General features: G+C 60.7%; 15 protein-coding genes. 9 read left to right on the top strand and 6 right to left on the bottom strand.

Features of this window, described 5'->3' with window-relative positions:
- The first annotated feature begins 26 nt into the window (after nucleotides 1–26).
- The 5 genes from gatB to IB264_RS04405 all read left to right on the top strand — a co-directional run bounded on the left by gatB (nucleotide 27) and on the right by IB264_RS04405 (nucleotide 3718).
- Entirely contained in the window at nucleotides 27–1529 is a 1503-nt protein-coding gene (gatB, locus tag IB264_RS04425; RefSeq protein WP_025426630.1) for an Asp-tRNA(Asn)/Glu-tRNA(Gln) amidotransferase subunit GatB, read from the top strand.
- Between the two features lie 3 nt (nucleotides 1530–1532).
- Nucleotides 1533–2030 (top strand): GNAT family N-acetyltransferase, encoded by a 498-nt coding sequence (locus IB264_RS04420; protein ID WP_025426631.1) that lies wholly within the window; start codon nucleotides 1533–1535, stop codon nucleotides 2028–2030.
- 133 nt (nucleotides 2031–2163) lie between these two features.
- Nucleotides 2164–2634, top strand: coding sequence for a GNAT family N-acetyltransferase (locus IB264_RS04415; protein WP_192433199.1), 471 nt, complete (start codon nucleotides 2164–2166; stop codon nucleotides 2632–2634).
- Nucleotides 2635–2742: 108 nt separating this feature from the next.
- Nucleotides 2743–3138 (top strand): NADH:ubiquinone oxidoreductase subunit NDUFA12, encoded by a 396-nt coding sequence (locus IB264_RS04410; protein WP_025426633.1) that lies wholly within the window; start codon nucleotides 2743–2745, stop codon nucleotides 3136–3138.
- Between the two features lie 127 nt (nucleotides 3139–3265).
- Nucleotides 3266–3718: a DUF2155 domain-containing protein gene (locus tag IB264_RS04405; protein ID WP_025426634.1), complete on the top strand. Its 453-nt coding sequence runs from the start codon at nucleotides 3266–3268 to the stop codon at nucleotides 3716–3718.
- Between the two features lie 357 nt (nucleotides 3719–4075).
- Here the strand turns inward: IB264_RS04405 and aat are convergent, their stop codons facing one another.
- The 5 genes from aat to IB264_RS04380 form a co-directional block, all read right to left on the bottom strand.
- Nucleotides 4076–4690, bottom strand: a complete 615-nt coding sequence (aat, locus tag IB264_RS04400) for a leucyl/phenylalanyl-tRNA--protein transferase (protein WP_025426635.1) — start codon at nucleotides 4688–4690, stop codon at nucleotides 4076–4078.
- A 9-nt stretch (nucleotides 4691–4699) separates the two neighbouring features.
- Entirely contained in the window at nucleotides 4700–6043 is a 1344-nt protein-coding gene (gene accC, locus IB264_RS04395) for an acetyl-CoA carboxylase biotin carboxylase subunit (RefSeq protein ID WP_025426636.1), read from the bottom strand.
- 12 nt (nucleotides 6044–6055) lie between these two features.
- On the bottom strand, nucleotides 6056–6520 hold the full coding sequence (gene accB / locus IB264_RS04390) for an acetyl-CoA carboxylase biotin carboxyl carrier protein (protein WP_025426637.1): 465 nt from the start codon (nucleotides 6518–6520) through the stop codon (nucleotides 6056–6058).
- Between the two features lie 23 nt (nucleotides 6521–6543).
- Entirely contained in the window at nucleotides 6544–6990 is a 447-nt protein-coding gene (aroQ, locus tag IB264_RS04385; RefSeq protein WP_025426638.1) for a type II 3-dehydroquinate dehydratase, read from the bottom strand.
- 118 nt (nucleotides 6991–7108) lie between these two features.
- The gene (locus IB264_RS04380) at nucleotides 7109–7876 is read right to left on the bottom strand and encodes a DsbA family protein (protein WP_025426639.1); all 768 of its coding nucleotides are present in this window, start codon (nucleotides 7874–7876) and stop codon (nucleotides 7109–7111) included.
- A gap of 536 nt (nucleotides 7877–8412) precedes the next feature.
- On the opposite strand from IB264_RS04380, the gene IB264_RS04375 reads away from it, so the two are divergent.
- A complete protein-coding gene (locus IB264_RS04375; protein ID WP_051509202.1) occupies nucleotides 8413–9525 on the top strand; it encodes a pyridoxal phosphate-dependent aminotransferase in 1113 nt (370 codons plus the stop codon).
- A gap of 163 nt (nucleotides 9526–9688) precedes the next feature.
- Here IB264_RS04375 and IB264_RS04370 read toward each other — a convergent pair whose 3' ends face one another.
- The gene (locus tag IB264_RS04370; RefSeq protein WP_025426641.1) at nucleotides 9689–12499 is read right to left on the bottom strand and encodes a ribonuclease E/G; all 2811 of its coding nucleotides are present in this window, start codon (nucleotides 12497–12499) and stop codon (nucleotides 9689–9691) included.
- 759 nt (nucleotides 12500–13258) lie between these two features.
- Between IB264_RS04370 and IB264_RS04365 the strand changes: the two genes are divergently transcribed.
- The 3 genes from IB264_RS04365 to prfB all read left to right on the top strand — a co-directional run bounded on the left by IB264_RS04365 (nucleotide 13259) and on the right by prfB (nucleotide 18540).
- Nucleotides 13259–14500, top strand: coding sequence for an N-acetylmuramoyl-L-alanine amidase (locus IB264_RS04365; RefSeq protein ID WP_038576015.1), 1242 nt, complete (start codon nucleotides 13259–13261; stop codon nucleotides 14498–14500).
- Between the two features lie 357 nt (nucleotides 14501–14857).
- Complete coding sequence (locus IB264_RS04360; protein ID WP_025426643.1) at nucleotides 14858–17311, top strand: penicillin-binding protein 1A; 2454 nt, start codon at nucleotides 14858–14860, stop codon at nucleotides 17309–17311.
- A 97-nt stretch (nucleotides 17312–17408) separates the two neighbouring features.
- Nucleotides 17409–18540, top strand: a protein-coding gene (gene prfB / locus IB264_RS04355; RefSeq protein WP_107027587.1) for a peptide chain release factor 2 whose coding sequence is annotated in 2 segments (ribosomal slippage) — nucleotides 17409–17477 and nucleotides 17479–18540 — 1131 coding nt in all. Because the reading frame shifts where the segments join, the coding sequence is not laid out codon by codon here.
- The last annotated feature ends 87 nt before the right edge of the window (nucleotides 18541–18627 follow it).

Raw genomic sequence — 18627 nt, 5'->3', positions numbered from 1 at the left:
ATTCAGGCTTCAAAGAAGAGCATGATATGAGCATTGTCGACGTCCGCACTCCCGATTCCAAACGCTTCATCCCTGGCGCCACTGGCGACTGGGAGGTTATCATCGGCATGGAGGTCCATGCCCAGGTGCTTTCCAATTCGAAGCTGTTCTCGGGTGCATCGACCGAATTCGGCAAGCCGGCGAACGCCAACGTGTCGCTTGTCGATGCGGCCATGCCTGGCATGCTGCCCGTCATCAACGAGGAATGCGTCAGGCAGGCGGTCCGCACCGGCCTCGGTCTCAAGGCCGTGATCAACAACCGCTCGATCTTCGACCGCAAAAACTACTTCTATCCCGACCTGCCGCAGGGCTATCAGATCTCGCAGTTCAAGGATCCGATCGTCGGCGAAGGCAAGATCATCATTTCCGTCGGGCCTGATCGCCAGGGCCAGTTCGAAGACGTCGAGATCGGCATCGAGCGCCTGCATCTCGAGCAGGATGCCGGCAAGTCGATGCACGACCAGCATCCGTCGATGTCCTATGTCGACCTCAACCGCTCCGGCGTGGCGCTGATGGAAATCGTCTCAAAGCCCGACATGCGGTCGTCCGACGAGGCCAAGGCCTACATGACCAAGCTGCGTTCGATCGTGCGATACCTCGGCACCTGTGACGGCAACATGGACGAAGGTTCGATGCGCGCCGACGTCAACGTTTCGGTCCGTCGCCCCGGCGAAGGTTTTGGCACGCGCTGCGAAATCAAGAACGTCAACTCCATCCGCTTCATCGGTCAGGCGATCGAATATGAAGCGCGCCGTCAGATCGGAATTCTGGAAGACGGCGGCTCTATCGACCAGGAAACGCGCCTGTTCGACCCGAACAAGGGCGAGACACGCTCCATGCGGTCCAAGGAAGACGCGCACGACTATCGCTACTTCCCGGACCCGGACCTGCTGCCGCTCGAATTCGACCAGGCCTTCGTCGATGCGCTGAAAGCCGACCTGCCGGAACTGCCTGACGACAAGAAGGAACGCTTTGTCAGCGCCATGGGCCTGTCGGTCTATGACGCCTCGGTGCTCGTTTCCGAAAAGTCGATTGCCGACTATTTCGAGGCTGTGGCCGAAGGCCGTGACGGCAAGATCGCTGCAAACTGGGTCATCAACGACTTGCTCGGCGCCTTGAACAAAGCCGGCAAAGCTATTGAAGAGACTCCGGTTTCCCCTGCCCAGCTCGGCGGCATCATCGATCTCATCAAGGCGGAGACGATTTCCGGCAAGATCGCCAAGGACCTCTTCGAAATCGTCTGGAACGAAGGCGGAAATCCTGCCGAGATCGTTGAAGCGCGTGGCATGAAGCAGGTAACAGACACCGGCGCCATCGAGAAGGCGGTCGACGAGATCATCGCCGCCAACCCGGACCAGGTTGCCAAGGTGCAGGCAAAGCCTTCGCTCGCTGGCTGGTTCGTCGGCCAGGTGATGAAGTCGACCGGCGGCAAGGCTAATCCGCAGGCCGTTCAGGCACTGGTCAAGGCCAAGCTCGGCATCGAGGAATAAACGATGTTCTTCGTCCGCACGGCGAGCGAGCGCGATCTGGAAAAGGTTCGCGCGCTGCTCGTCGAGACGTGGCACGCGACCTATGACACCTTCTATGGCGTCGAGAAGGTCAACGAACTGACGGGCCGCTGGCATTCGCTACCGGCGCTCAAGGTCCGGCTAGAGCGCAAGGACGCGGAATTCCTGGTTGCCGACGATGGTCGCAGCATTGGCGGCATGGGCTATGCGTCCATGTCAGATACGTTGAAGAAGACCGTGGTGCTCCACCAGCTTTACGTCCTGCCGAAACTGCAGAGGCAGGGCATCGGCCGCGACATTTTCGCCGAACTCGAAACCTGCTTCCCGGATGCCGAGCGCATGCGGGTCGAGGTCGAGCCGCAGAACCTTCATGCCCTCGCATTCTACCGGACTCACGGCTTTTCCGAAGTCGGTCAAACCAGCGATTGCGGCGACGACCAGTCGGGGCTTCTGGCACTCATCCTCGAAAAACCGTTGGTCTGACGCCGTCGTTCCTCTGAGGTTAGCGGCCGTCGCCTTCCTCCGGGGAAGATCGCGCGGTTAGGGTTGGCTGTCGCGAAACGCTAGCCTTCTGATGATTGATGCTCGGTGCTGATGGTGACGCCCGGAGGAAAACATGCACGCGCTGACTGACTTGGATATCCGCAAGGCCGAGCGGGCTGATCTACCGGCGATCATCGCGCTCTTTGCCGCCGACGACGTTGGCGGACACGGTGACACGGTCGAGCCGGAGGCTTTCGACGACTATCTCGCGGCCTTCGCGCGCATCGAGGCATCACCGCTTCAAACCCTTTATGTCGCCCGCCTCGGTGAAGAAGTGGTCGGCACTTTCCAGGCAACATTATTGACCTCGCTTCCTGGACGCGGCCCGCCAAGACTGCTGATCGAGGCCGTGCAAACCCGTAAAGACATGCGCGGCCGTGGCATAGGCGCACGCATGATACGTCATGCGATCGAGCGTGCGCGCGAGGAGGGGGCAGCAAAGGTCCAGCTCTCCTCTAATGCGACGCGCACCGACGCGCATCGCTTCTACGAACGTCTCGGTTTTGTACGCAGCCATTTCGGGTTCCACATGCCGCTGAAATGACTGTGTTTGCCTCGGAATCACTGGACAAGCCTGGAGTGGCGGGGCATAAGCGGGGACATAGTTTTGGTATCCGGCCGCCTTCCCAACGGTCGGTTGAGGACGGCATCCATGAAGCTCCTGCTGCAGATTTTCACCTGGTGGAACCAACAGACGATCGGAACGCGGTTTCATACCTGGCGTAACGGTCAACGTGTCGGCGAAGACGAGCTCGGCAACGTCTATTATCAGGGCGGTAAGGACTCCGAAGGCCGGACGCGCCGTTGGGTGATTTACAACGGTTATGCCGAAGCCTCTGCTATTCCGGCCGGCTGGCACGGCTGGATGCATCACCGCACCGACGTTTCGCCGGCTGACGAAAAATACGTCGCTCGCGAGTGGCAGAAGCCACATCGTCCGAACCCGACTGGTACGGCCAACGCTTACCGGCCGCAGGGTTCGATCGCCGGTACCGGTGCGCGTCCGCGCGTAACGGGTGATTATGACGCCTGGACGCCGGGCTCCTGAGACGCTTGTCGTCGGACAAGGCGCGCCGCCCGCGAAATGGTCCGATGACCACGGGGCGGCCACATTTCATGTTTAGCGCCTGATATCCATCAACGGTGAATGCGAAGCGCGCGGGAGACAGGCGGGAATGGCGGGTTCTTATCTGCGGAAAACAATCGGCCAGATGTCGAGCCGGCTCTGTGTCGCTGCGCTTGCCGCGCTGCCGATGATTTCCTCGGCCGGTACGGCCGAGGCCGCGCGGGTAAACAACGCCGTCGCCGTGTTTTCCGGCATCGACAAGATCACCGGCCGCATCACGACCTTTGACGTCTATATCGGTGAGACCGTCCAGTTTGGCGCCCTGCAGGTAACGCCGCGCGTCTGCTATAACAGGGACGACACGGAAGCTCAGAAGATCACCACCTTCGTCGAGGTCGACGAGATTACGCTTGACCGCAAGATCAGGCGGATCTTTACCGGCTGGATGTTTGCCGACAGCCCCGGCCTCAACGCCGTCGAGCACCCCGTCTATGATGTCTGGCTGCAGTCCTGCAAAGCGACGTCGGACCTGCCGCCACCGGATACTGCCTCCAAGAGGTAGCCTTGCCTGGCAGGCGCCCTTGAACGCGGCTGCGATATGCCCTCAATTTTTCTGTGCCAACCCGCTCTTCGGTGCGCCGGAACGAGCGCGCACAACGGGCGGCGGTGGACCATCTCGTGATGGTTTCGCTTCGCGGACGTCCGCACCGGCCATGCCGTGACAAGCCGTCCGTAATGTCTTGGAAGTCCAGTAGAATAGCTCCCGCAAATAAATTTGGCAAAACAAAGCGATAGAGCGGTTGCGCGACTCCTTTTGTGAGCGGGCGATGCTCTGGCGCGGACATCCCTGGGCACTTTGAAGGGTCTGAGACGGGGTGGAAATGGGCGTTTGCACCGGGGGCTCAGGTCGACGATGAGCTCAAAACGATAGATCCGGAGAGTTCATCGCATTGGCGAGCATGATCTCATACTCCGCCTTCGGCACGTCGATCGCACCGAAGGACTTGAGATGCTCGGTCGTGAACTGGGTGTCCAGCAATTCAAAGCCCTTGGCGCGCAGGCGCTCCACCAGATGCACGAGGCAGATCTTGGACGCGTTGGTGCGTCTGGAAAACATGCTTTCGCCGAAAAATGCCGAGCCGAGTGAGACGCCGTAGAGACCGCCGACCAGCGCATCGTCCTCCCAGGCTTCGACGCTGTGCGCGTAGCCCATCGAGTGAAGCGTGGCGTAAAGCGAGCGGATCTTGTTGTTGATCCAGGTGGTCGGGCGATCCGGCGCCGGCGCGGCGCAGCCTTCCATCACGGCCTCGAAGGCGGTGTTGAAGCGGATGTCGAAGTGGCTCTTGCGGATTGTCTTTGCAAGACTGCGCGAGACGTGAAAGCCATCGAGCGGAATGACGCCGCGGATTTCCGGCTCGACCCAGAAAAGCTCTGGATCGTCAGCCGAATCGGCCATCGGAAACAGGCCTATGGAATAGGCGCGCAGCAGCATGTCCGGTGTTACGTCGGGTTGCTTGCTGCGCGTCCCTTTCAATGCACGGTCCTATTCGGACGTCGTGGCCAGATGGTGCTCCAGCCAATGGATGTCGTATTCGCCGTTCGCGATATCCTGATTGTTGATCAGGTCCTGGAACAGCGGCAGCGTCGTCTTGATACCATCGATGACGAATTCGTCGAGCACGCGACGAAGGCGCATCATGCATTCGACACGGGTCCGGCCATGGACGATGAGCTTGCCGATCAAGCTGTCGTAGTAAGGCGGGATACGGTAGCCCTGATAGGCACCAGAATCGACGCGAACGCCGAGACCGCCCGGTGCGTGGAAATGCGTGATTGTGCCCGGCGAGGGGACGAAGGTGCGCGGATCTTCGGCATTGATACGGCACTCGATCGCGTGGCCGGAAAACACGATGTCTTCCTGCTTGACCGAAAGCCCGCCACCCGATGCGACGCGGATCTGTTCGTGCACCAGGTCGATGCCGGTGATCGCTTCGGTGATCGGATGCTCCACCTGGAGGCGGGTGTTCATTTCGATGAAATAGAACTCGCCATTCTCGTAGAGGAACTCGATCGTGCCTGCGCCGCGGTACTTCAGCTTTTTCATCGCATCGGCGCAAACCTGGCCGATCTTCATGCGCTGCTCGACGTTGAGGGCAGGGGAGTTTGCCTCTTCCCACACCTTCTGGTGGCGCCGCTGCAAGGAGCAGTCACGCTCGCCGAGATGGATCGCATTGCCTTCGCCGTCGCCGACGATCTGGATTTCGATGTGGCGCGGCTTGCCGAGATACTTCTCCATGTAAACAGCGTCATTGCCGAAGGCAGCAAGCGCCTCGGAACGAGCGGTTGACACGGCCTCGTCGAGGTCAGCCTCGGTCTTGGCGACTTTCATGCCGCGGCCACCGCCGCCGGCGGTCGCCTTGATCAGAACCGGGAAGCCGATCTTGCGCGCGGCTTCGAGGGCGTTCTCAGGCTTCACTTCGCCGTCGGAGCCCGGAACCACGGGGATGCCAAGTTCCTGCGCCGTCTTCTTGGCGGTGATCTTGTCGCCCATGATGCGGATATGTTCCGCCGTCGGACCGATGAAGGTGATGTCGTGGGCGTCGAGGATTTCGGCGAACTTGGCGTTTTCCGACAGGAAGCCGTAACCCGGGTGCACGGCGTCAGCGCCGGTGATTTCGCAGGCGGCGACGATCTGGTGAATGTTCAGATAGCTATCGCGCGACGGCGGAGGACCGATGCAGACGCTTTCGTCGGCCAGACGCACATGCATGGCGTCGCTGTCAGCCGTGGAATGGACGGCCACCGTCGCGATGCCGAGTTCCTTACAGGCGCGCAGTACGCGAAGGGCGATTTCGCCGCGATTGGCAATGAGAATTTTCGAGATCATCGCAGCGCCGCCTTATTCGATTACGATCAGCGGCTCGCCATACTCGACGGGGGCTGCGTCCTGGACGAAGATTTCGGTCACCTTGCCCGAACGCGGGGCAGGGATCTGGTTCATGGTCTTCATCGCTTCGATGATCAGGACCGTCTGACCTTCCTTGACCACGGTACCGACCTCGATGAACGGGCGGGCGCCTGGGGCCGGCGCGAGGTAGGCCGTACCGACCATCGGAGCCGTTAAGGCGTTTTTGGAATTGCGGCTGGTCTCGGCCGGAGCGACAACTGCAGCGGGCTGCGCAGCGTGGACGGCCGGCTGGGCCTGGTAGGTCGGCATCGACATGGCGACCGGCGTGCCGGCGCGCGATACGCGGATGCGGAGGTCTTCCTGCTCCACTTCGATCTCGGTGAGATCCGTGTCGTTCAGGATATTGGCGAGATCGCGGATCAGCGCCTGGTCGATACCGGGTTTCTTGTCAGCCATGGGATATGAGCCTCGTGTTCTTTTTATTTCGACGTTTCTGTCAGGTTCTTTAGCGCATGCAGCGCCAGAATGTAACTCTGCGCGCCGAAACCGCAGATGACGCCTTTGACCGCCGGGGCGATCATCGACTTGTGGCGGAATTCTTCACGCGCGTGGATGTTGGAAAGATGCAGTTCGACCACCGGGATGCCGATTGCGCGGATGGCATCGTGCAGCGCGATCGACGTATGGCCGTAGGCTGCCGGATTGATAGCGACGCCCGCCGCCTTTTCGCCGGCCTCATGCAGCCAGTCCACAAGCGTGCCTTCGTGGTTGGATTGCCGAAAATCGACCTCCAGTCCCAGCGTCTTGCCTTCCGTGGTGCACATCGCCTCGATGTCGGCGAGTGTCTGGCCGCCATAAATCCCCGGTTCGCGCTTGCCGAGCGCATTGAGGTTGGGGCCGTTCAGCACGAAAATTTTGGTGGGCATGCGGGATTCCGGTCCAGTGATAGAGGGTTACCTATAGACTGATGGTCCCGCGAGGAAAAGCCCTTTGGGTCCTCGCGGGATTTGTCCACAGTTGGGACGGGACGGCCAATGCAGGCGGTCAGCAGGCGGTCTTGCCGCAGCTGCGCATATTGGACACTTTGGTGCTGATTTCCTCGGCACCGACGGCTCCGAACACCGCCTCGTTGCCAATCACGTAGGAGGGCGTGCCGGTGATGCCGAGATCGTTGGCAAGGGTGTAGGCCTCGCGTACCGCGGCATCATGCGGCTCTTTTTCCATCTTGGCGCGCAGCTGCTTTTCGGTGACGCCGAGCTTGCCGGCAACGGCAATCGCCGTTTCCTCGGTTGCGCGGTCCTCGCCGCCGAGCAGGGCCCGATGGAACTCGCCGTACTTCTCCGGCGCGGCGAGACGGAATGCAGCGCTGACCTTGTGGGCAGCCAGCGAATCCGGGCCGAGGATCGGCAATTCCTTCAGCACGAAGCGGATGTTCTTGTCCTTCGACAGGATCTCGTCCATGTCCGTCAGCGCACGTTTGCAATAGCCGCAGTTGTAGTCGTAGAACTCGACGACGGTGACGTCTCCATCAGGATTGCCGAGTACCATGTCGTAGTCTGAGTTGAAGATCGCCTTCTTGTTTTCGGCGATCGCACCTTCAGCTGCTTCCTGCTGCTTGGCGCGCTGCTTTGTAGCCAGCGCCTCCTGGACTTCGAGCATGATTTCCGGATTGGCGAGCAGGTATTCCTTGATGAAGGCGCCAAACTCTTCCTTCTGTTTCTGGTCGAGCGCGAGTGCGCTTTGCGGCAAGCTGACCCCTGCCATGAACGCGGCGAGCGTTCCGGCGGCAATCATTTTCGTGCTGAAATTCATTTCTACCTCGTTGTCTCTGCCTGCCCTGTCTGTCGTCCATGTCGCGATACGGCGTCAATGCGCGCTTGTAAAAGACAACAGGAATCTCCAACACCGCAACACGCGGGCAGCATAGGGTGGGCTCCGGCGAAACGAAACGGCAAAATCGGCGGAAATACGGCGCTCGCGCACTTGTGAAGCTTTAAACGATCGGGCAAGGGGGCGGCATGTAGTACCAATCTGTGCTGATATTGACCCATTGCGTCGGAGCGATCTTGGTTTCTGGCGAGGAGACACCATGTGGTCCGGTGAGGATTGTCGACGCTATCCGGAGGCCAGAAGCGCCCGGCCCTTCGGGCGGGCCTTGTGCCGGCCACGGCAGCTTCACAATCCTCGACCGATGCCAAGGCATCGCTCGGCGGTACGCTCCCGCCCGGATGACCGCACACGGTCCCAAACAATAGGTCAATATCAGCGCAGGTTGGTATAGGCCGCTTCTTGAGGATATTACCTTGGTAGAATTGTCGAACCGCAGTGCTATCGAACCCTTTCATGCCATGGACGTGCTGGCCGAGGCAACGCGCCGACGCGACGCCGGCCATCCGGTGATTTCGATGGCTGTCGGCCAACCGGCGCATCCTGCGCCGAAGGCGGCTTTGGATGCGGCGCGCAAGGCGCTCGAGCATGGCCGGCTCGGCTACACCGACGCACTTGGCACCTTGTCTCTCAGAACCGCGATCGCCCGGCACTATCAAAAGCGCCACGGTATAGCGCTTGACCCGCAGCGCATTGCCGTGACCACCGGGTCGTCAGCCGGGTTCAATCTTGCCTTCCTCGCGCTTTTCGACCCCGGCGATTGCGTCGCAATCGCGCGACCCGGATATCCAGCCTACCGCAACATTCTCGCAGCGCTCGGCCTGACGGTCGTGGAGGTCGAGGCCAATGCCGAGAGCGGCTTCACGCTGACGCCGGAAAACCTGGCGCGTGCTGCCGCGAAGATCGGGCGCCCGCTGAAGGGCGTGCTTCTGGCGAGCCCGGCCAATCCGACAGGAACGGTCACGGGCAAAGCGGGGCTCAAGGCGCTCGCCGACTACTGCCGCGCCGAAAACATCGCCTTCATCTCCGACGAAATCTATCATGGGCTGACCTTCGCCGGTGAAGAGGCAAGTGCACTGGAGGTGACCGACGACGTCTTCGTCATCAACTCCTTCTCCAAATACTACTGCATGACCGGGTGGCGTATCGGCTGGATGGTGCTGCCGGAACTGCAGGTTCGCGGCTTTGAGCGTATCGCCCAGAGCCTCTACATTTCGCCGCCGGAGCTGTCGCAGATCGCGGCGGAGGCGGCGCTCGGTGCGCAGATTGAGCTCGATGGCTACAAGGCGGCCTATGCGGCCAATCGCGATATGCTGTTGAAGCGCCTGCCGGAGATCGGCTTTTCGATCGCGTCACCGATGGATGGCGCTTTCTATGCCTATGCGGATGTCAGTCGCTTCACCAATGACAGCATGGCATTTGCCCGGCGGATGCTGGCGGAAATCAACGTGGCGGCAACGCCCGGCTTCGATTTCGATCCGCTTGAAGGGCATCGTACGATGCGGTTCTCCTATGCCGGATCGATAGCCGACATGACCGAAGCGATGGAGCGGATCGCCCGCTGGATCGCCTGATCCTCTGTGGTTTCATCGAGTTGCGGCCTTTTCCGGACTCTTTTTGCGAAGCCCTTGATTCAAACTCGCAGCGAATACACGCTTTCGATTGTCTCCAAACGGAAACGAAAAAAGCCCGGACCAAGGTCCGGGCTTTTCTGTTCGTCCGAAGTTCAGGCGCGGCTTAGAAGAAGCCGCGGCGCTGCCACCATCCGCCCTTCTTGGGCTTGGACTGGTCTTCTTCGGTGCCTTCGTTCTTGTTCGTGACCGTCGAGGTCAGCACCGGTTCCGATGCGATCGTCGAAAGGTCGCGGTTCGCTCGAGCAGGCTTGCCTTCTTCGAGGTCAGCGGCCGTTTCTTCGATTGCTGCCGGCACCGGCTCAGCCGCTTCCGGCTGTGCTTCGACCGCGGTCTGTGCTGCCTCGTCGGCACTGACGACAGGCTCCTCAGCCTTGACGGCCTTCTTGCGTGTACGCTTCGGCTTGGCGGCCTTCTCGACGACCGGTTCCACCGCTTCCGCGACGGTCTCGGCTTCGGCAACGACGGCTACCGCTTCGACCTCGGCTTCTACGGGTGCTTCCGCGTCGCCTTGCTCGCCCGCTTCGCCGTCGCCGGATGCAGCAGCCTGCTCCTCGCCTTCGACTTCACCTTCGCCGAGTTCTGGTCGGTTGCGACGGCCACCGCGCTTGCCGCGACGGCGACGCTTGCGCTTCTGTTCGCCATCGGCGGTCAGCGCATCCGTATCGTTTTCGTCCTCGTCGGCATCGCTTTCGGATGCGTCATCGGCATCTTCAGTCGCATCGGCGTCCTGTGCGGTCGCACCTTCCGCCTGCTGGCTGCCCTTGCCGCGACGGCGGCGACGACGCTTGCGCTTGCGGCCGTTCTGATCGTCGGCCTGGGCCGCAGCCTTCGGCTGCTCCTGGCGCTGTTCGACGACGACTTCTTCTGCTTCTTCCTCGTCGAGATCCTCTTCGATCACGATGTCATCGTCTTCTTCGGGCTCGGGCTCGAAGTGCAGAATCTGTTCGATCTTGACCGGGTTTTCGACCGGCTCGCCGCGATCGATCGCGAAATGCTGCGCGCCGACATGGGCGTCAGCCTCGATGATGATCGAGACGCCGAAGCGCTGTTCGTAATCCATGATCGTGGCGCGCTTCTGGTTGAGCAGATAGAGCGCGATATCGGGGATCGTGCGAACGGTGATGTTGTGGGTGGTGTTCTTGAGCAGATGCTCTTCGATACCGCGCAGGACATGCAGCGCGACCGAAGACTGCGAGCGGACGTGACCCGTGCCGTTGCAATGCGGGCAGGTCTGCATCGTCGATTCGAGCACCGAAGCGCGAATGCGCTGGCGCGACATTTCGAGCAGACCGAAGTGCGAGATGCGGCCGACCTGGATGCGGGCACGATCGTTCTTCAGGCAATCTTTCAGCCTCTTCTCGACAGAGCGGTTGTTCCGCTTTTCTTCCATGTCGATGAAGTCGATGACGACGAGGCCAGCAAGGTCGCGAAGCCGCAGCTGACGGGCCACTTCTTCGGCGGCTTCCAGGTTGGTCTGAAGCGCCGTGTCCTCGATCGAATGCTCGCGGGTCGACCGACCGGAGTTCACGTCGATCGAAACCAGGGCTTCCGTCTGGTTGATGATGATGTAGCCGCCCGACTTCAGCGTCACCTGCGGCTGCAGCATCCGGTCCAGCTGCGCCTCGATACCGGAGCGCGAGAAGATCGGATGCACGTCGCGGTACGGCTGGACCACCTTGGCGTGGCTCGGCATCAGCATCTTCATGAAGCCCTTGGCTTCCTTGTAGCCTTCCTCGCCGGAAACGACGATCTCGCTGATGTCCTTGTTGTAGAGGTCGCGGATCGAGCGCTTGATCAGGCTGCCTTCCTCGTAGACGAGGCAGGGGGCCGTGGAGTTGAGCGTCAGCGTGCGGACGTTTTCCCAAAGGCGCATCAGATATTCGAAGTCGCGCTTGATCTCGACCTTGGTGCGGTTGGCACCGGCCGTGCGCAGGATGACGCCCATGCCCTGCGGCACTTCGAGGCCACGCGCAATTTCTTTCAGGCGCTTGCGGTCCTGCAGGTTGGTGATCTTGCGGGAAATGCCGCCACCACGGGCCGTGTTCGGCATCAACACCGAGTAGCGACCGGCGAGCGACAGGTAGGTCGTCAGCGCTGCGCCCTTGTTGCCGCGCTCTTCCTTGGCGACCTGAACGAGCAGGATCTGGCGACGCTTGATGACTTCCTGGATGCGATACTGCTTGCGCGGCTTGCGGACGTGACGATCCGGAACCTCTTCCATCGCGTCTTCGGCGCCGACCGACTCGATAATTTCCTTTTCGCCGTCGTGGTTGTCGTCATCATCGTCGTCGTCATCGCGACGGCGGCGGCTGTCGACGTCTTCCGAGACCGAATCGGTGTCGACCATGGCGGCCATCTCGCCACCATTGCTTTCTTCGCCGGCATCGGCCTCTTCGGTCGCTGCAGCTGCAGCGGCCTCTTCGGCGATTCTCGCCTTGGTGCGGCGTGGGTGCTTCGGCTTTGCCTTGGGCTTCTCGGCGGGCGCATCGACCTCGACGACAGCTTCGGCTGCCGTCTCGGTGACGACTTCCGTTTCAGCGGCGATTTCCAGATCGACCGGAACGCTGAGCCCGCTCTGGGTCGGCGTTGCCGTCTCAACGTGCTCGACATCGTCGTCGCGGCGCGCTTCTTCGGCTTCCGCCTTCAACAGCGCCTGACGGTCGGCGAGGGGGATCTGGTAGTAGTCGGGATGGATTTCGGCGAAGGCCAGGAATCCGTGGCGATTGCCGCCGTAGTCGACGAAGGCCGCCTGGAGCGAAGGCTCCACTCGCGTTACCTTTGCCAGGTAGATGTTGCCGCGGATCTGTTTCTTGTGTTCCGATTCGAAGTCGAATTCTTCTATGCGGTTCCCGCGAACGACAACGACGCGCGTCTCTTCAGAGTGAGACGCATCGATAAGCATTTTCTCTGCCATCTAAGTTGTGCTCCTCGGCGCGACAACGGAACGGGCGGCAGACGTTCTTCCATGGGAAGACTGCCACTCGCGTCAGAGGTTGCGCCGGATGTGAAAGGTCCTGTCTGGTGCAGGTGATGGTGCAGCAGCCAGATGGCAGCCGGAACGGTTACGTTCCGGGGCCTCTTTACTTCTGACCGATACCGCTGAGTCAACATCAATGACCAAACAAGAATGCCAATGTCAAAGGTCTCATAAAGACCCGATGAATGCGCCCGCTTGCGGGCTTGCCGGTGAAAAATCACCGCTAAGAACTCCGGCCACCGCCGGAAATTTACGATCCAGTGTACGGGGAGGAAATGCAGCGACGGCGGATGAACACCTTGCGGCCGCGGAAAGATGATACGGTTGCAACCGGCAATTCCGGCTCGATCACTCCCTGGCGCCAAGCTCTGGAAAGCTCCGGCTGCCCGGCCCACGATTCTATCCCGTCAACACTTTCTCCTTGTGATGCTTTTATGTTTTCTATGTCACATTGGCAAGGGAAAAGCCTGTGCCGCCACAATAATGATCGATTCGCTTGCCCCGGTAGAGTAGGTCGGGGAACGGCGAATCATATGCCTTGGCCGCGTTGCGTAAGGAGCGCTGTCAAGCTTTGGTTAACCATAAGGGTTCATTGATCAAGGGATGTCGCGGTATGTGTGGGCGGACGCCCGGCGCTTTGACCGCTCGAATTTCGTGGATTGACGGAGAGACCGGGTGAAGCCTTCGGCTAATCATATGCACGCTTCACTGTTGTCGACACTGCTGCGCGGCGGCGCGCGCGTCGCGGCTTCAGTGTTCGTTGCAGGCGTCTTGATGATGACCGGACCGATAGCATACGCCGCCGAGCCGGCACCGTTTCTGGCATTCGGCGCACGGGTTGCCGGTGACGACGCGCGCACACGTGTCGTGGTCGAGTTCGACCGCAAACCCGACTTTTCCATTCATTATGTGGCAAACCCCGTGCGTGTCGTCGTCGATCTGCCGGAAACCGCCTTTGGCCTGAAGGCCGAGAGCCTCGAGCCGCGGGGATTGTTCGAGGCCATCCGCTATGGCGGCATGGGCGCCGGCAGTTCTCGCCTCGTGTTGTCGGCAAAGGGGCCGGTAGCGGTCACCCATGCCGAAGTCATCGAGCAAGAGGGCGGTAAGAGTTATCGCCTGGTCATCGATGCCGAGAAGGTCGACCAAACCCGGTTCGACGCGCTTCTTGGGGATCAGCAGTGGACGGGCTCGGTGGTCTCGGCAAAAACGGATCGGCCGACAATTGCACCTGCGCAAAAGACCGGTGCATTCGTGATTGCGATCGATGCCGGCCACGGCGGTATCGACACCGGCGCGATCGGCAGCGGCACCAAGACCGAGGAAAAGCATGTCACGCTTGCCTTCGCGCAGGAGCTTGTCGCCACGCTCAACCGCGAAGGCGGCATCGAAGCTTTTCTGACCCGCGACAAGGACGTTTTCCTGTCGCTGCCGCAACGCGTGCAGATCGCCCGCAACAAAGGCGCCAATCTGTTTATTTCGATCCATGCCGACACATTGAGACAGAAGGACATTCGCGGCGCCACCGTCTATACGATTTCCGACAAGGCGTCCGACCATCTGGCGGCCGACCTGGCGCAGCGCGAAAACCTTTCGGACGAGATCGCTGGCGTACCGCTCCAGAGCGAGCCGGCCGAAGTCGCCGATATCCTGATCGACCTGACGCGCCGCGAGACCCAGGCTTTCTCGGTCAACATGGCACGCACTGTCGTGTCGTCCTTCGAGGGGCAGATCAACCTCATCAACAATCCGCACCGTCACGCGGGCTTCCGTGTCTTGCAGGCGCCGGATGTTCCGTCGATCCTGCTCGAGCTCGGATTCATGTCGAACAAGGACGATGAGAAGCTGCTGCTCGATCCGGAATGGCGCAAGAAAGTGTCCGGCCTGCTCGCCGTTGCCGTGAAGCGCTACCGCGAACAGGCTGTCGCAAACGGCGGCTGAGATCCGGTCGCGATGATCTGTTTGACGGCGCAGCATACGATGTGATTTGTGTCGCCTCGGTAACAGCGATATGCTTTTCAACAGGATGCGCACTCGATAATCGGAAACAAGCCCTATTTTACGCACAATCCGGGACCTAACCCGAATTGCGCCCGGATTTGTTGGGAAACAGTGTTGATGCCCGGTGGCCCTCGCCATATGAGGAACTGGGTGGGCGCGTGTAGCCGCAATGCCAGACGATTTCTGATAGAAGCGTTTGGCCAGGCCGACGAAATGCGGACCGTTGGGACGGGAAGCGTCTCGATTGGCTTTTGCGGCCTGGCGATTGGACGATAATAAGGTACCGGTATCTGACTGATGATCAGACTGATTGGATATTTCTTCGGCATTGGTGCGTTCTTGCTGCTCGGTGTCGCCGCGGCCGTTGCCATCTATCTCGGCAGCGTCACCAAAGATTTGCCGGATTACGAGGTATTGGCGAAGTATTCTCCGCCGGTCACCACGCGCTTTCACGCCGGTAACGGCGCGCTGATGGCGGAGTACGCCCGCGAGCGGCGTCTCTATCTGCCGATCCAGGCGATCCCGGACCGTGTCAAGGCGGCATTCATTTCGGCCGAAGACAAGAACTTCTATCAGCACCCGGGCGTCGACATCACCGGTCTCGCGCGTGCCATCACCGTCAATCTCCAGAATTTCGGATCGGGTCGCCGCCCCGTCGGCGCGTCGACGATCACGCAGCAGGTGGCCAAGAACTTCCTGCTTTCGTCGGACCAGACGATCGACCGCAAGGTCAAGGAAGCGATCCTCTCCTTCCGTATCGAGCAGGCCTATAGCAAGGACCGTATTCTCGAACTCTATCTCAACGAGATCTTCTTCGGCCTCAATTCCTATGGCATCGCCGGTGCAGCACTCACCTATTTCGATAAATCGGTGACAGAACTGACCATCGCAGAAACTGCGTACCTTGCGGCTCTGCCGAAGGGTCCGGCCAACTACCATCCTTTCCGCAAGGTGGATGCTGCGATCGAGCGACGCAACTGGGTCATCGACCGTATGGTCGAGAACGGCTACGTCACCAAGACCGACGGCGAAGACGCCAAGAAGCAGCCGCTCGGCGTCAATCCTCGCCGCGGTGGCGCACATCTCTTCGCATCCGATTTCTTTGCCGAGGAAGTGCGTCGGCAGATCATTCAGAAGTACGGCGACAACGCGCTTTATGAAGGTGGCCTTTCGGTCCGTACCTCACTCGATCCGCGCATGCAGATCGCCGCGCGCAAGGCGCTGCAAGACGGGCTGCTCAGCTATGACGAACGCCGCGGTTTCCACGGTCCGGTCAAGTCGATCGAGATCGGCGGCGACTGGGGCGAGCCGCTCGGCAAGGTCGTGTCCTTGGCCGACGTGCCGGAATGGAAGCTCGCTGTCGTGCTTTCGGCCGATGGTCAGGGTGTCGAGATCGGCATCCAGCCGGACAAGGAAGCCTCCGGCAAGATCATCGCAGAACGCGTGACCGGTCATATCTCCGCAAAGAACATGCAGTGGGCCTATCGCTCGGCCGCTGGCGAACGCAAATCCGCCAAGTCGCCTGAAGGTGTGCTGGGCCCGGGCGACGTCGTCTATGTCGAGCCGTTGGCAGAAAAGGGTGAATACCGCCTGCGTCAGCCGCCGAAGGTCCAGGGTGGCCTCGTCGCGATGGATCCGCAGACCGGCCGCGTGCTGGCGATGGTCGGCGGCTTTTCCTACGGTCAGTCGGAATTCAACCGCGCGACCCAGGCGATGCGCCAGCCGGGTTCCTCGTTCAAGCCGTTCGTTTATGCTGCTGCGCTCGACAACGGCTATACGCCCGCATCCGTTATTCTCGATGCGCCGATCGAAATCGTTGCCGGTGGCCAGGTCTGGCGCCCTGAGAACTATGGCGGCGGCTCGGCCGGCCCGTCGACGCTGCGCCTCGGCATCGAGAAATCGCGTAACTTGATGACGGTTCGCCTTGCGAACGACATGGGCATGAACATCGTTGCCGAATATGCCGAACGCTTCGGCATCTACGACAAGATGCCACCGCTGCTGGCGATGTCGTTGGGCTCGGGCGAAACGACGGTGCTGCGCATGGTTTCGGCCTATTCGGTTCTTGCCAATGGCGGCAAGCAGATCAAGCCTTCGCTGATCGACCGGATCCAGGACCGCTACGGCAAGACGATCTTCCGTCATGAAGACCGGACCTGCGACAACTGCAACGCGGCTGATTGGGGCAACCAGGAAGAACCTGTCTTGACCGACAACCGCGAACAGGTTCTCGACCCGATGACCTCCTACCAGATCACCTCGATGATGGAGGGGGTGGTCCTGCGTGGCACCGCCGCCGGCAAGATCACGCTCGATCGCCCTGTTGCCGGCAAGACCGGCACCACCAACGACGAGAAGGACGCCTGGTTCGTCGGCTACACGCCTGATCTCGTCGCCGGCCTCTACCTCGGCTTCGACAATCCGGCCCCGCTCGGTCGCGGCGCGACAGGTGGCAGCCTTGCCGTGCCGATCTTCAACAATTTCATGCAGGAAGCCGTCAAGGGTTCGCGCCCGGGCAAGTTCGTGGTGCCGGAAGGCATGAACATGATCGCCGTCAACCGCAAGACCGGCATGGCGGCCTACGAGGGCGAGCCGGACACGATCATCGAAGCCTTCAAGCCTGGCACCGGCCCGGCCGATACCTTCTCGGTCATCGGCGGCCTCGACCAGTACGTGCCGCCGGAGGAAATTTTGAAGAATTCCCCGCAGGCAAACCAGGCTGTCACATCCGGTTCCAACGGCCTGTTCTAGGCCCTTTCCCAGTCTCCCGATGCCCGCCGCCTTTACATCAGCGGCGGGCATCGCTATTTGACGCTCACGTTAAATCGGGTTCACAAGAAGCAGGATCATGCGCAGCGAAATCGAGAACATTGTCGACGAAATCAAGCAGGCCATAAGCCTGCTGAGGAGGCATCTTTGACTGGGATCAGGCGGTAAGACGACTGGACTGGTTGAATAACAAGGCGGAAGATCCGTCGCTCTGGAATGATGCGGCCGAAGCGCAGAAGCTGATGCGCGAGCGCCAGCAACTCGACGATGGCATCAACGGCCTGCGCCGTTTCGAGCAGCAGCTCAGCGACAACATCGAACTGATCGAGCTCGGTGAAGAAGAGGGCGATGCCGCCATCGTTGCCGACGCCGAACAGGCGTTGCGCGAACTGCGCAATGAAGCGGCCAAGAAGCAGGTCGAGGCGATGCTGTCCGGCGAAGCGGACCAGAACGACACCTATCTCGAAGTGCATTCCGGTGCCGGCGGCACCGAGAGCCAGGATTGGGCCAACATGCTGTTGCGCATGTACACCCGCTGGTCCGAGCGCCAGGGATACAAGGTCGAACTGATGGAAATTCAGGACGGCGAAGAGGCTGGCATCAAATCGGCCACACTGCTCGTCAAGGGCCACAATGCTTATGGTTGGCTGAAGACCGAATCGGGCGTCCACCGCCTGGTTCGCATCTCGCCCTATGACAGCAACGCGCGTCGCCATACGTCGTTCTCTTCGATCTGGGTCTATCCGGTTGTCGACGACTCGATCCAGATCGACATCAACGAGAGCGATTGCCGTATCGACACCTATCGCTCGTCGGGCGCCGGCGGCCAGCACGTCAACACCACCGACTCTGCGGTGCGCATCACGCATATGCCTTCCGGTATCGTCGTACAGTGCCAGCAAGAACGTTCTCAGCACAAGAACCGGGCCAAAGCCTGGGACATGCTGCGCGCCCGCCTTTACGAGTCCGAGTTGAAGAAGCGCGAAGACGCGGCCAACGCCGAAGCAGCATCGAAGACCGATATCGGCTGGGGCCACCAGATCCGCTCCTACGTGCTGCAGCCCTACCAGCTGGTCAAGGACATGCGCACCGGCGTCGAAAGCACGGCGCCGGGTGATGTACTGGACGGCGAGTTGAACGAGTTCATGGAGGCAGCCCTTGCCCACCGCGTCAGCGGTGGTGCTGATGCCGTCGTGGATGATTTGAACTAGTCTGGCACTGCTCGGCGCTCGTGTGCCGGCATGACGTAGGACGTACGGGACGAAGAAGGCCGGGTGTTTTCATCCGGCCTTTGTTTT

The sequence above is a fragment of the Ensifer sp. ENS11 genome (assembly GCF_014851895.1).
In the GTDB taxonomy this organism is placed as follows: domain Bacteria; phylum Pseudomonadota; class Alphaproteobacteria; order Rhizobiales; family Rhizobiaceae; genus Ensifer; species Ensifer canadensis.
Note: the sequence above shows the minus strand (reverse complement) of the source record. Positions and strands in the feature narration are given on the sequence as shown.

Coding starts and splice junctions, on each gene's coding strand:
- IB264_RS04375 (WP_051509202.1), top strand. CDS start 8,413: ATGGACGTGCTGGCCGAGGCAACGCGCCGACGCGACGCCGGCCATCCG.
- aroQ (WP_025426638.1), bottom strand. CDS start 6,990: ATGCCCACCAAAATTTTCGTGCTGAACGGCCCCAACCTCAATGCGCTC.
- IB264_RS04370 (WP_025426641.1), bottom strand. CDS start 12,499: ATGGCAGAGAAAATGCTTATCGATGCGTCTCACTCTGAAGAGACGCGC.
- IB264_RS04365 (WP_038576015.1), top strand. CDS start 13,259: ATGCACGCTTCACTGTTGTCGACACTGCTGCGCGGCGGCGCGCGCGTC.
- IB264_RS04415 (WP_192433199.1), top strand. CDS start 2,164: ATGCACGCGCTGACTGACTTGGATATCCGCAAGGCCGAGCGGGCTGAT.
- IB264_RS04405 (WP_025426634.1), top strand. CDS start 3,266: ATGGCGGGTTCTTATCTGCGGAAAACAATCGGCCAGATGTCGAGCCGG.
- IB264_RS04420 (WP_025426631.1), top strand. CDS start 1,533: ATGTTCTTCGTCCGCACGGCGAGCGAGCGCGATCTGGAAAAGGTTCGC.
- gatB (WP_025426630.1), top strand. CDS start 27: ATGAGCATTGTCGACGTCCGCACTCCCGATTCCAAACGCTTCATCCCT.
- IB264_RS04410 (WP_025426633.1), top strand. CDS start 2,743: ATGAAGCTCCTGCTGCAGATTTTCACCTGGTGGAACCAACAGACGATC.
- accB (WP_025426637.1), bottom strand. CDS start 6,520: ATGGCTGACAAGAAACCCGGTATCGACCAGGCGCTGATCCGCGATCTC.
- IB264_RS04360 (WP_025426643.1), top strand. CDS start 14,858: ATGATCAGACTGATTGGATATTTCTTCGGCATTGGTGCGTTCTTGCTG.
- IB264_RS04380 (WP_025426639.1), bottom strand. CDS start 7,876: ATGAATTTCAGCACGAAAATGATTGCCGCCGGAACGCTCGCCGCGTTC.
- accC (WP_025426636.1), bottom strand. CDS start 6,043: ATGATCTCGAAAATTCTCATTGCCAATCGCGGCGAAATCGCCCTTCGC.